The sequence below is a fragment of the Chryseobacterium carnipullorum genome, from assembly GCF_003815695.1.
Classification (GTDB): domain Bacteria; phylum Bacteroidota; class Bacteroidia; order Flavobacteriales; family Weeksellaceae; genus Chryseobacterium; species Chryseobacterium carnipullorum.
The window spans coordinates 4211883-4224547 of sequence record NZ_CP033920.1 but is presented as its reverse complement, the minus strand read 5'-3'; the positions used below and the strand labels follow the sequence as shown (position 1 = coordinate 4224547).

11 protein-coding genes are annotated in these 12665 nt (G+C 38.1%); 2 read left to right on the top strand and 9 right to left on the bottom strand.

Going from position 1 to position 12665, the window contains the following annotated elements; genetic code table 11:
• Nucleotides 1–2: 2 nt before the first annotated feature.
• A complete protein-coding gene (gene leuD, locus EG346_RS19320; RefSeq protein WP_123880879.1) occupies nt 3–608 on the top strand; it encodes a 3-isopropylmalate dehydratase small subunit in 606 nt (201 codons plus the stop codon).
• Nucleotides 589–1713: a 3-isopropylmalate dehydrogenase gene (gene leuB / locus EG346_RS19315; RefSeq protein WP_123880877.1), complete on the top strand. Its 1125-nt coding sequence runs from the start codon at nt 589–591 to the stop codon at nt 1711–1713. Before leuD ends, leuB begins: the two co-directional genes overlap by 20 nt.
• A 361-nt stretch (nt 1714–2074) precedes the next feature.
• Here leuB and EG346_RS19310 read toward each other — a convergent pair whose 3' ends face one another.
• The 9 genes from EG346_RS19310 to EG346_RS19270 form a co-directional block, all read right to left on the bottom strand.
• A complete protein-coding gene (locus EG346_RS19310) occupies nt 2075–2257 on the bottom strand; it encodes a hypothetical protein (protein ID WP_073330873.1) in 183 nt (60 codons plus the stop codon).
• Nucleotides 2258–2269: 12 nt separating this feature from the next.
• Nucleotides 2270–2875: a DUF4230 domain-containing protein gene (locus tag EG346_RS19305; protein WP_073330871.1), complete on the bottom strand. Its 606-nt coding sequence runs from the start codon at nt 2873–2875 to the stop codon at nt 2270–2272.
• A 2-nt stretch (nt 2876–2877) separates the two neighbouring features.
• Nucleotides 2878–3444 carry a TlpA family protein disulfide reductase gene (locus EG346_RS19300; protein WP_073330868.1) on the bottom strand — a complete coding sequence of 189 codons (567 nt, stop codon included), beginning with the start codon at nt 3442–3444 and terminating at the stop codon, nt 2878–2880.
• Between the two features lies 1 nt (nt 3445).
• On the bottom strand, nt 3446–3913 hold the full coding sequence (locus EG346_RS19295; RefSeq protein ID WP_123880875.1) for a pyrophosphohydrolase domain-containing protein: 468 nt from the start codon (nt 3911–3913) through the stop codon (nt 3446–3448).
• A 210-nt stretch (nt 3914–4123) separates the two neighbouring features.
• Complete coding sequence (locus tag EG346_RS19290; RefSeq protein WP_123880873.1) at nt 4124–4534, bottom strand: hypothetical protein; 411 nt, start codon at nt 4532–4534, stop codon at nt 4124–4126.
• A gap of 10 nt (nt 4535–4544) precedes the next feature.
• Nucleotides 4545–5261 carry a glycohydrolase toxin TNT-related protein gene (locus EG346_RS19285; protein ID WP_073330862.1) on the bottom strand — a complete coding sequence of 239 codons (717 nt, stop codon included), beginning with the start codon at nt 5259–5261 and terminating at the stop codon, nt 4545–4547.
• A gap of 598 nt (nt 5262–5859) precedes the next feature.
• On the bottom strand, nt 5860–8097 hold the full coding sequence (locus EG346_RS19280; RefSeq protein ID WP_123880871.1) for a reprolysin-like metallopeptidase: 2238 nt from the start codon (nt 8095–8097) through the stop codon (nt 5860–5862).
• Nucleotides 8098–8327: 230 nt separating this feature from the next.
• Entirely contained in the window at nt 8328–11258 is a 2931-nt protein-coding gene (locus EG346_RS19275) for a reprolysin-like metallopeptidase (protein WP_073330859.1), read from the bottom strand.
• 239 nt (nt 11259–11497) lie between these two features.
• Nucleotides 11498–12637 carry an acyl-CoA dehydrogenase family protein gene (locus EG346_RS19270; RefSeq protein ID WP_073330856.1) on the bottom strand — a complete coding sequence of 380 codons (1140 nt, stop codon included), beginning with the start codon at nt 12635–12637 and terminating at the stop codon, nt 11498–11500.
• Between the last annotated feature and the right edge of the window lie 28 nt (nt 12638–12665).

The following is a 12665-nucleotide window of genomic DNA, read 5'->3' as shown; positions in this document are numbered from 1 at the left end:
AAATGCAAAAATTAACTTATATACAATCCTGTGCAGTACCGTTACCTGCAGAAAATATAGATACGGATCAGATTATTCCTGCCAGATTCCTGAAAAGCATTGACCGAAAAGGTTTTGGAGAGAACCTGTTCAGAGACTGGAGGTTTACGATTCAGACAGGAGAACCTAATCCCGATTTTGTATTGAACAATCCTAAGTATACCGGAGAAATTCTGGTTGCCGGAAATAATTTCGGGTGTGGAAGCAGCAGAGAGCACGCAGCATGGTCTTTGACAGATTATGGATTTAAAGTCATCATATCAAGCTATTTTGCTGATATTTTTAAAGGAAATGCATTAAATAACGGACTTCTTCCGGTAAAAGTTTCTGAAGAGTTTTTGAAAGAAATTTTAAAGACTATTACTGAAAATCCTGAGGCTGAAATTGCGGTGGATGTAGAAAAGCAAACCATCAGTTTTAATGGTAAAACAGAAACTTTTGAACTTGATTCTTACAAAAAAATATGCCTCATCAATGGCTATGACGATATTGATTTTCTAATCAGCAAAAAACAGGCGATCAAAGAATTTGAACTAAAAACACAAAAGTATGAGCAACAGTTATTTTAAAATAGCGGTTCTTCCGGGAGATGGGATAGGACCTGAAGTGGTCACTGAAAGCATTAAAATACTGGATGCTGTGGCCGAAGTATTCCAATGCGCCTTTCAGTATTCTTATGGATTAATGGGCGCTGAAGCCATTTTTAAAACGGGAGATCCGCTTCCTGACGAAACATTGAAAATCTGTAAAGATTCAGATGCGGTATTGTTCGGGGCCATCGGTGATCCGGTTTTCGACAATAATCCTGAGGCAAAGGTAAGGCCTGAGCAAGGCCTTCTGAAGCTGCGTAAAGAATTAGGTTTATATGCCAACATCAGACCTTTGAAAACGTATGTTTCACTGATCGATAAAAGTCCTTTAAAAAGGGAGATTATTGAAGGAACGGATATTCAGATTTTCAGAGAATTGGTAAGTGGTATTTATTTCGGTGAAAAATTTACAGATCCTGATGGTAAATATGCCTATGACGTCTGTAAATACAGCACTGAAGAAATTATCCCAATCGCTCATATGGCTTTTAAAGAAGCAGAGAAAAGGAAAAAGAAACTTACGCTGGTTGATAAGGCTAATGTTTTGGATACTTCAAGGCTTTGGAGAAAAACCTGTCAGAAAATTGCTTCTCAGTATCCCGATGTACAGCTTGATTATCTATTTGTAGATAATGCGGCTATGCAGCTGATTCTGAATCCTAAACAGTTTGATGTTATTTTAACTGAAAATATGTTCGGGGATATCATTTCAGATGAAGCCAGTGTTATCGGAGGTTCTATCGGACTTCTTCCATCAGCGTCAATAGGTGAGGAAAATGCGCTTTTTGAACCCATCCACGGTTCTTATCCGCAAGCCAAAGGAAAGGGTATTGCCAATCCTGTAGCATCGATTTTAAGTACAGCCATGATGCTTGATTATCTTGAACTTCCAGAAGCGGCAGATAAATTAAGAAGAGCGGTGGAACATTCTATAGAAAACGGATACGTTACGGTTGATCTCAATACTGAACAGCATTATTCTACCGGTGAAGTAGGAAGTTTTATTGCAGATTATATTAAATATTCAGAAAAATCCTATTATAATTTCGAAAATATCAAGATCGGAAAGTCTACGATCGTTTAATTTCTAAAGTAGTCCATATAATAATAGATAGGAAGAAAGGTTCTGTTCATTCATTTGAGCGGAATCTTTCTGTTTCTGCCTGCTTACTATTTTACTTTTTTTAACCCACACAGATTTTCGTTTTACGCTGGTGAGTCTTAGTGATTCAAAAAATACGTGTTCTTTTTGACCACCCCGTCAAAAATTCTTTGAATTTTTGCCACCCCTCCGGAGGAGGGGAATGATGAGTCATTTTTATTAAAATGGTTTAACAGATTTACTATTACAAGAAAGAAAATCGTATATTTTCATCTTTTGCGACTTTTGGAGGTAAAAATTTTCAATAAAAAAGGTTCTACTCAATTGAGCAGAACCTTTTGGTTTATTTTTTAGTATTATCCGTTTTTCCCGATTTATTTTTAGAAGGCTTCTGAACGTCTTCTTTATCAATATCAGGCGGATTACTTTTTTCTGATGAAGCAGGAATGTTTTGAAAATCCTCATTCTGCTTTTTGGTTTCTGCATTATTCGCAGATTCTTTCTTTTTGTTATCTTCTGAATCCATAGCTTTATATTTTTAGAGTCCTAAAACGCCGAGCTTGCCGGTTTCGTCTTCTATAGTATAATTCAAAGCTTTTGCCAAAACGAAAATATTATTAAGATTTTCCATTAATTGTTTGTGTCCTTCAGTTCTCAGCTGGTTCTGATTAACAGAATTAACCGCTGTTTCTTTTGCTTTTTGAGTCACATTTTTAATGTCTTTTTCAGAGATTCTGTTGAAGAAAGAATCATCCAGCGACTGAATTTCTACGCTTGGGGTGATTCTTATATCTGCATCAGGAAGCTCGGTAATAATCAGTTTTTTATTAATGGAGTCTACTTCCATTTTCATTTTGTTCAGATCATAAGACACCTGTGCATTGGTTTTGGTATACGTGATAATGCTGTTGTTGGATACTTCTTTTCCAAACACCTCGTAGCCCATTTTTGTTTTCTGCATGCTGGAGATATCCTGTTCCATAACCACCATTTTATTCATCTTGGATATCTGGTTCGTCAGAATATAATAATCGGACTTTTCCGTCTTTCCTCCAAGATTTAAAAATGATTTTAGTCCGAAGAACAGAATCAGCATAGCGAGAATTCCCGCTGCAAATGATAGGATTACTTTATAATTTCTCAACACTATTTGTTAAAAATTTCTTTGATTACAGAACTGTCATCTTTTTTCAGAATTTGAACCAGATCTCTTTCTATATATCCGGTCGTGGGCATTTCTATGATCCTTCCGATTTCTTTTCCATATTTTTCTACAATGATAGTAGGAACCTTCTGAATATTATAACGTACCTCGTCTCCGGTAGGAGATTCTTTCTTACGATTCACCGCAATGATGGTCATTTTGTTATCAGGATACTTTAATTCTTCCAAAATTTTCATCAGTCTAGGAAAATCCCTGTGGCTGTCTTCGCACCAGGTTCCCATAAAAACGACAATAGAGTAGGTATTAAATTTGGCTTTTCTCAGTTCCCCGATAGCTTTCTGGTCAATAGCATATTCGTCATGCTCTTTCACATACCAGTCTGCATAGGGGGCTTTTAAAAACTGCTCTTTAAATTGGTTTCCCAAGAGCATTTTGCCGTCGTTCTGGGTTTCTACCTCACGGTTCATTACCACTTTTTGGGCGCTGAATTGTTGAGATGCCAGGACAAGACTTGAAACGGCAACAATATTGGTAATAAATTTTTTCATATTATTTTTCGATAATTGTTTTTAAATCAGCAGGAGAGTAGTACTTGTTTTTAAGAACTTTATGGTCTGCTTTTCTGTAGACGTTAAATTTCTCTCCGGATTTTTCATAAAAAGATTCTACTTCTTTTTCTTTATAAAATGCGACCGTTTCTTCTGCCTGTTCTTCATTATCGCACGCTTTAGACATATTGGAACGCTGTACTTCGTTGAATAGCTCTACAAATTTACTGCCAAGTCCGAATTCAAGGACTGCTCCGCTTAAAACATATTGAAGATCACATAGGGCATCAGCAATTTCTACGATATTATTATCAGCAATAGCTTGTTTTAATTCATTTAATTCTTCCTGCAAAAGCTCAACTCTAAGGTTGCATCTTTCCTGAGAAGGGATTTGTGGGGTATCTAAAATAGGGGCTTTAAAAGTGGTGTGGAATTCTGCAACTTGGTTCAGACTGTCAATTTTATCCATGAATTTTATTATTTACGCAAAGATAGAAAACGATTTTGGAAAATTTGTACTACTCAGGACAGATTGTAAAACATAAAATCATTAAAAAAATCAATGAAGTCAAATGGTTTGACTTGTATATAAAAATGAGATTTCATTTACAGTAAAGTCATGAAAAAACCACAATCTTTAGACTGTGGTTTTATGAAATTCAAAAATAAATGATTCCTGTTAATCATATTTCCAGATACCAGAAATATTCAACACCGTTAACCCCGGTTGTTTTTCGCCATAACTGAACACACAGAAGTAGGTTGAATGGCATGATGAGCAGTCGGTTCCAAAATACAGAGTCGGTAAATCATTGACCGTTAATTCTCCAAAATGCAACATCCTGTCTGAAGTTTTGGAGACCACTTTGTTTTGCAGCAATTCATTTGCGGATAATACCTGATCTTCATTGTAGATCTGAAAAATAGGGAATCCGGATTGGTAAGGCACTATTTCAATGGTGTTATGATGACCACAGTCACAACAGGTGAATTCTGTTGCTGCCGAGCGCGAAATTTCATCATTGCTGAAAAAATCCTTTGCCACATGTGCCTGTTTAAGAATATTTATTTTTTTTGATATTGAATACATGAGCGTCTTTTTATTGCTGAATAACTGTACCTGCTAAGTTATTATATTTTCCGCTAGGACTTTTTTTGATGGTGATTCTTACGTATCCTTCCTGAGCCAGTTTATTCCAGGTCTTCTGATAGCCAGTGGCAACATCAATCGGAATCTTCCACATTGTCTGTTTGCCGCCACCCTCTTGATTAAACCATGGAATAACATCGCCTACCTGAGATTTGAAAGGAAGTAAATTATTCAGAACATCTATCTCATAATAAAAATCATACTTAACTTCAGGTTGATTCAACGCTCTTTGTGAAAAAGTATAAACATATCCATTGATGATCGGGCTTGTGAAACTTCCTCCCAAAGTAGGAATTCCTGTTCCGTCATAGCTGCCGACCGCACCGCTGTATCGGTCAAATTTTTGTCCGGCCTGAAATGAAACATCGTCATAGATATTGTAACCACCGTTGGCAGGTGGCCAGCCTCCATTAAGATTATTAGTTTTAAACAGCGTTTCAAGTTCAGCCCATTTACCCAGTTTATATAAATCAAATGCCTGATTTCTGATGGTTTGGTTTACGGTTCCGCCAGTGTCATAGGTTAATGCAAATTCGTCAGCATTTTTATAGAATACATGTGTAACGACTCCTGTTGAATTGTCAATTTCATCTTCTCTGTCTGAGCTACACGCTATTGAGAAAGAAGCCATTGTAAAAAATAGAAAGTACTTAAATAAATGTTTCATGATAAATAGTTTTAATGGTTATTATTTTTTTTTTGAAGCAATTTGCTGATCATCTCTTTCTGAAAAATAATTTAGGCTGGAGGCACTTATGGATAATGGGTTGATTATCTAAAAAATACCATACAGTTATCATTAGATTTACCTGCGTTTTCATCAATGCAAAATACTGGTTGAATACATTGACAAATTCGTATCTAAGAATAAGATGAAAATAAAAGAATGTATCACCATCTACAAGAAAATTCAGTTTCAGATATCTCTTTAAATGCGCTGGTTCAGCGGTACAATACAAGCCTTATTTTGTGCGCTAAAATTAAATCAAAAAACTCAAATAATGGTGAATTTTATGAAATAAAATAATATGCATATTTAAAATATGTTAATTGATTGTTTTTCAATGATAAATAGTTGTCTTTTATTCATTATTTCACAGTAAAAATAAACAATAGTGTTGAGGGCTACTTTAGTTTTATTTTCTTTTTTCTTCTGATGATTTATCATTTACCATTAATCCCATGTTTTTATCATTTGAATAAGGAATACTCATAAAAAAGACCGCTCAAGTATTGAACGGCCTTTCAGATTATAAGTAAGTGGGTTAATTTTTTATAAATCTCTTCGTAGTCTCTCCAATTTGAATAACATAGGCTCCTTTGATAAGGCTGCTTACATTGACGCTGCCTCTTTCAAGTTTCCCTGAATTGATTAGTTTTCCAGCCATATCGAAAATCTTATAATTTTCAGACGTTGTGTTCGAAATGTTCAGAATATCTCTTACAGGATTAGGATATACTTTAATGTCTGTAATGACCTCTTTTGGGTCCTGAATTGCTTTTCCTGCGCTTGCATTTACCTTAATGTTGGCATTATTGATGTCAAAGAAGATATGATTGGAGCCTTTAACCATTATTCTCCCTGTAGTCGTCGTTACATTAGGAATTGTTACAGCCTGTGATCCGTCATTAGGGGTTCCGGCAAGAAGAGTAGTCCATGTAGTTCCGTTGTTGGCAGACCAAAGAATATCTACGTTAGCTGCATTAATACCATTGGAGGTAGTGCCTGCTACATTCCAGTTCACCGTTTGAGAACTTCCACCGGTATAAGAAACTGCTGTATTTTGGGTTGTAATATTAAAAGGTCCGGCTGTACCGCTAACTGTTATTTTAGTGTCATCCGAATTATTTCCAGCTCCACCAACTTTGTTATCCCTTACTGTGAATCTGAAATTTAATGTTCTTGCAACCGAAGATAAAGCTTCGACATTTATTTCAGTACCCGCTGTAGTGGTAGCTCCCGTCAGGATCGAAGCCATTCTGGGAAAATATCTCACCGGAGAAGTAGTAGGCGTCCATGATCTGAAGGTCGGGCCTGCTGTTTTTGTTGCGGTTGCTGCAGAATTAGCTCCTGTTTGGGAGGAAGTTCCTTTGTCCATCTGCTCCCAGATATAAGTAAGTGGATCTCCGTTTGTATCAGTTCCTGATCCGGTCAGCATAAACGGCGTGCTTTTAGGAATGGTATAATCAAGTCCTGCATTAGCTGTTGGGATGGAGTTCCCTGTACCTGTATTGGCAGAGCAGGTTTTTGATTTGATATTATTGGTGATTTGCTCAATACTTAGCGCATGAAAGAAAGCATCGGAATTGGGCTGGACATCATAACCGGTAATTCCCGCATATCCCATGATCGTAGATCCTGAACCGGGTTCAATAGGCTGAAGTCCACTTTGGGTAGTGTAAGACCATGTATGGTTTCCTCCAAACTGATGTCCCATCTCATGGGCTACATAATCAATATCAAAAGTATCTCCGGAAGGAACTCCATTCCCAGGAGAGGTATATCCACTTCCTTTATAGTTGTTAGGATATTTCACTCCGCTCTGTGTTGTATAAGATGTGTCATTGCTGCATAAACAACCAATACAGCCTGCATTACCGCCGCCGCCGTCTCTGCCGAATACGTGGCCTATATCAAAATTTGCATTCCCTATTGTTGAGTTCAAAGTCTGCATCAGTTCATAGCTCCAGTTCTCTTTTTGTGAAGATGCCGAGTAAGGATCGGTAGACGCATTGGTGTAAATGACAGCGTCATTATTGGAAATAAGTACCATTCTTGATGCAAAATCATTTTCGAAAACACCGTTTACACGGGTCATTGTATTGTTCATCGCTGCTAAGGCCTGTGCTTTTGTTCCTCCGAAATAGGAAGTATATTCTCCCGTACAGGAAAGTGCCAGCCTGAAAGTTCGCAACGTAGAATCATTGGCATTTTTAGCGGCAATAGCTGTGGAAGTTCCTTTTTGTGCCACATCAAGGACTGTACATTCAAATTTGTTTAAGTTTTCTTTTCTGTCTGACTTTTTATAAACAACATAAGTGGACAGATCTTTGGTGTAAGGTTCGATGAAAACAGCGGATTTATCTCCATAAATCTCCATGGATGAAAGGCCTAGTGGGGAAACACTGAAATATATTGTTGAGCCTGAATCCTCTAATCCTTGTCCCATGTAAGATTTAATATCAGGGTATTTTGCGGCCAGCTCGGGTTCAAAATTAGGATTTTCCGTTACTTTAAAATTTTCCATTTTTCCTTCAGAATTAGGAAAAGAAATAATGATTTCCGATTTTTGTCCTGCAATCAATCTTTTGGGAGCTGCTGAAAGTGCGTTCTTTAATCCGGTGAGGTCGAGGCTGAAAATTTTGGGATTGTTAAGGTCTGTTTTGTTGTCTTGTACTTCATCAGTTTTTCTTTGTGAAGCATGAGACCATAAGCGGTCGGTCTGTGCGAAAGTGATGCCTGTGATCATAAGCATCCCGATCATCAATAGTTGTTTTTTCATGTGAATATTTTGTTTGTCAATTCTAAATTTAGTGATTAAATTACTACGGAAACCGCTCGTTAGTAATATTTTAAGCAAGCGTAAATCAAATTTGTTTATTATATGTTAAATAATAATGTGATTTTTATTTTATCGAAAAAAATAAATGTAATAAGGCGTAAAAGGTTAAAAAAATTCAAAAAAAATACTGCCTCAAAAGAAGCAGTATTGAATAAATAGGTCTGAGGTTATTAGTTTTTAATGAATCTCTTGCCAGCTTCTCCAATTTGGATCATATAAGCTCCTTTGATAAGTCCGCTTACATTAACGCTGCCTCTGTCTAGTTTTCCTGAATTAATTAGTTTTCCACCCATATCGAAGATTTTGTACTCTTCAGATGTCGTATTTGAAATGTATAATACATCTCTTACAGGATTTGGATAGACTCTGAGATCGGTGATTAAATCTTTGATATCAGATCCTGATGCTCCTCTTCCTGAGGAAACGATATTCAATGTATAGTCCTCAACCTGACCGTACGTGTACGCTTCACAGGAAGAAGTAGGGATAGAGCTGTACTTCATCATTACTCTCATTCTTGTAGAGCCCACTGTTGCTGTTGCAGGAATGGTAATGCTTCCCGTTACAGGAGTTGTTGTAGAGCCTGCTTTGGACCATGCCAATTCTCCACTGTCTGTAAAATCGCCATCGCCGTTATAGTCAATATAGACTGCGTACGCTTCACTGTAGACTGTTGAAGTCCATGATGGAGTTACTGAGATCGTGTAAGCACTTCCTCTTGTTACATTGGTAGAAACAGATGTGAAGTTTTCGTATCCTGCAGTTCCTGTCGAAGTATTGTTAATGGTTCCGAATTTTACATTTCCGATTCTTTCATCAGCTGTATTGCTAGCTGAGGATGAACAGTAGGTCACTGTACCTCCGGAAAGGGTGGTAACACTCACCGTGTTGCTTGAAGGTGATGTATTTCCTGCTGCATCTTTAGACTTCACTGTGAAGCTGTAGGTTGTTGCAGGGGTTAAGCTTGTTACGGTATAGGTAGCAGATGCTGTATTGCCGATCAGAGATCCGTTCATATATACCTCATAGCCTGTAACGCCTACATTGTCAGTGGCTCCGCTCCAGGAAAGGTTGGTTGTGGTCGCTGTAGTTCCGGAAGCGGCAAGGGTAGGAGCTGTAGGAGCTACCGTATCTGTTCCTGAGCCTGCATTAACCGTGATGTTAGCATTATTAACATCAAAGAAGATGTGATTGGAACCTTTGACCATAATTCTTCCTGTTGTAGTGGATGAATTAGGAATGGTCACTGCTTGAGTTCCATCGTTTGGTGTTCCGGCAAGAAGGGTGGTCCATGTATTTCCGCTGTCTGTTGACCAAAGGATATCTACATTGGCAGCATTGACCCCATTGGCAGTAGTCCCTGCTACGTTCCATGTAACCGTTTGCGAGCTTCCTCCTGCGTAAGATATAGCAGAGTTCTGTGAAGACACGCTGAATGGTCCTGCGGTTCCGTTCACAGTGATCAGAGCGTCGTCAGAATTATTTCCTGAACCTCCAGCTCTGTTGTCACGAACTGTAAATCTGAAATTTAATGATCTGGCAACATTTGACAAAGCTTCTACAGTAATTTCTGAACCTGCAGTTGTAGTCGCTCCTGTTAATATAGAAGCCATTCTTGGGAAATATCTCGTTGGAGAAGTTACAGGGGTCCATGATCTGAATGTTGGGCCTGTTGCTTTTGTAGCACTTGCTGCAGAGCTGGCTCCTGTTTGAGATGATGAAGCGTTGTCCATCTGCTCCCAGATATACGTTAATGAATCTCCGTTAGCATCAGTTCCGGTTCCTGTCAGCATGAATGGAGTGCCTTTTGGAATCGTGTAATCAAGACCGGCATTGGCTGTAGGAATTGCATTTCCTGTAGAAGTGCTTACCGGACATGTTTTAGCTTTGATGTTATTGGTAATTTGCTGGATGCTTATTGCGTGGAAAAAAGCGTCAGAATGCGGTTGTATATCCTGAGCAGTAATCCCTGCATAACCCATAATAGTTGATCCTGATCCGGGTTCCATATTGGCGCCGGTTCCTTCATTACTGTGAGAGAAAGTGTGATTTCCTCCAAACTGATGTCCCATTTCGTGAGCTACATAATCGATGTCGAAGTTATCACCCGAAGGAATGGCATCTGCCGGAGAAGTATAGCCGCTGCCTTTTGAGCCATTGGTACATATACATCCTATGCACCCTGCGTTTCCGCCACCTCCTGAAGCTCCGAATAAGTGTCCGATGTCATAATTGGCTTCCCCGATTACTGAAGTAAGGGTACTTTGAAGCTGGGAATTCCAGCTGCTCATTCCCGAAGCTGCAGAATAGGGATCTGTGGAAGCATTCGTGTAAATAACTGCGTCATTATTGGCGATAAGAACCATTCTGGCTGCAAAATCTTTTTCAAAAACACCATTCACACGGGTCATAGTATTGTTGATTGCGGCCAGTGCGTTGGCTTTAGTTCCTCCAAAATAGACGGTGTATTCTCCTGTTGTTGACAATGCCAGTCTGAATGTTCTCAGTTTTGCATCATCAGCATTCGGTCTTGCGGAGATATTGGAATTGGATACTCCTTTTTGAGCGACATCAATAACGGTACATTCAAATTTGTTGAGGTTGTCTTTTTTATCAGACTTTTTATAGACCACGTAAGAAGAAAGATCTTTAGCGTAAGGTTCAATGAAAACGGCAGATTTATCACCGTAGATTTCCATAGAAGACAGTCCAAGTGAAGAAATGCTGAAATAGACTGTTGAATTGGGGTCGTTGAGGCCTTCCCCTACGTAAGATTTGATATCCGGATATTTCGCGGCAAGCTGAGGATCAAAGTTTGAATTTTCTCTTACTTTAAAATTTTCCATCTTTCCTTCAGAATTAGGAAAAGAAATAATGGTTTCTGATTTTTCTCCCGGGGCAAGTCTCTTGGGAGCTTTGGCAAGGGCATTTTTTAATCCGGTGAAATCTAAGCTGTAGATTTTCGGATTATTGATCTGAGTTTTGTTTTCAAAAATGTCTGAAGGTGCTTTTTTTGAACCTTCGCTCCAGAGACGGTCAGTCTGCGCGAAAGAAATGCCCGTTATGAGAAGCATTCCAATCATGGATAATTGTTTTTTCATATTAATTATTTGTTTTGATTGTGGAATATCAAAGCTAATAAAAATTATATTACGAAAAACAAAATTAATTAAGAAAAATTTGGAGTATGTGTTTAATATATTATGCAATACATTAAATATAGTTGAATGATGCATTGTCTCAAAAAAAGAAAATAGCATACGCAAAATACGTATGCTATTCATTTATTAATAGAATAATTCTCTATTGGATTTTATGATCAGAATTAAAAAATGATCAATTATTTTGTAATATCTCTTCCGATCACCATTCTCTGGATCTCTGAAGTTCCTTCACCGATTGTACATAATTTAGAATCTCTGTAGAATTTTTCAGCAGGGAAGTCCTTTGTGTATCCGTAACCTCCGAAGATCTGAACCGCATTATTAGAAATTCTTACACATGCTTCAGAAGCATACAATTTTGCCATTGCTCCTTCTTTGGTCATTTTTTGCTTGGCATTTTTCAATGTTGAAGCTCTTTGGATTAAAAGCTCAGCTGCATCAATTTCTGTCGCCATATCAGCCAACATAAAATTGATCGCCTGGAATTCAGCGATTGCTTTTCCAAACTGATGTCTTTCTTTGGCATATTTTAAAGCAGCTTTATAAGCGCCTCTTGCTGTCCCTAAACTTAAAGCAGCAATAGAAATTCTTCCGCCATCCAAAATTTTCATCGCTTGTTTGAATCCTTCTCCTACTTCTCCCAAACGGTGCGAATCCGGTACACGAACGCTGTCAAAAATAAGCTCAGCCGTTTCAGAAGCACGCATTCCCAGTTTGTTTTCTTTTTTCCCTGAAGTGAAACCAGGCATTCCTTTTTCCAGAACAAAAGCAGTAGAGTTGTTTTTAGCCCCTATTTCTCCTGTTCTTGTCATTACGACAGCAATATCTCCTGAAATCGCGTGAGTAATAAAGTTTTTAGCTCCGTTGATAATCCATTCATCACCATCTTTTACAGCAGTGGTAGACATTCCTCCTGAATCAGAACCTGTATTGTGCTCTGTAAGTCCCCATGCGCCGATTACCTTTCCTGAAGCTAGTTGTGGAAGCCATTTGTTTCTCTGCTCTTCATTTCCGAACTCATAGATATGATTGGTACAAAGTGAATTGTGTGCTGCCACAGAAAGACCAATAGACGGGTCTACCTGAGAGATCTCATCCAGAATGGTAACATATTCATGATAGCCAAGCCCAGAACCTCCGTACTGCTCAGGAACTACAATTCCCATAAATCCCATTTCTCCTAACTGGTGAAATAAGTCTTTTGGAAACGTCTGGCTCTCGTCCCACTCCATAATATTAGGTCTGATATTTTTCTCAGCAAATTCTCTTGCTGTTTCCGCTATCATTTTAATGTTGTCAATAGTCTCTGTATTCATATAGATAAAATAGTTAGTTCCCAAAGAT

What these genes read in the sequence shown, in the direction of transcription:
- EG346_RS19285 (WP_073330862.1), bottom strand. Translation starts at nt 5,261, where the DNA reads ATGAAACATTTATTTAAGTACTTTCTATTTTTTACAATGGCTTCTTTC.
- leuB (WP_123880877.1), top strand. Translation starts at nt 589, where the DNA reads ATGAGCAACAGTTATTTTAAAATAGCGGTTCTTCCGGGAGATGGGATA.
- EG346_RS19290 (WP_123880873.1), bottom strand. Translation starts at nt 4,534, where the DNA reads ATGTATTCAATATCAAAAAAAATAAATATTCTTAAACAGGCACATGTG.
- EG346_RS19275 (WP_073330859.1), bottom strand. Translation starts at nt 11,258, where the DNA reads ATGAAAAAACAATTATCCATGATTGGAATGCTTCTCATAACGGGCATT.
- EG346_RS19310 (WP_073330873.1), bottom strand. Translation starts at nt 2,257, where the DNA reads ATGGATTCAGAAGATAACAAAAAGAAAGAATCTGCGAATAATGCAGAA.
- EG346_RS19270 (WP_073330856.1), bottom strand. Translation starts at nt 12,637, where the DNA reads ATGAATACAGAGACTATTGACAACATTAAAATGATAGCGGAAACAGCA.
- EG346_RS19300 (WP_073330868.1), bottom strand. Translation starts at nt 3,444, where the DNA reads ATGAAAAAATTTATTACCAATATTGTTGCCGTTTCAAGTCTTGTCCTG.
- EG346_RS19280 (WP_123880871.1), bottom strand. Translation starts at nt 8,097, where the DNA reads ATGAAAAAACAACTATTGATGATCGGGATGCTTATGATCACAGGCATC.
- EG346_RS19295 (WP_123880875.1), bottom strand. Translation starts at nt 3,913, where the DNA reads ATGGATAAAATTGACAGTCTGAACCAAGTTGCAGAATTCCACACCACT.
- leuD (WP_123880879.1), top strand. Translation starts at nt 3, where the DNA reads ATGCAAAAATTAACTTATATACAATCCTGTGCAGTACCGTTACCTGCA.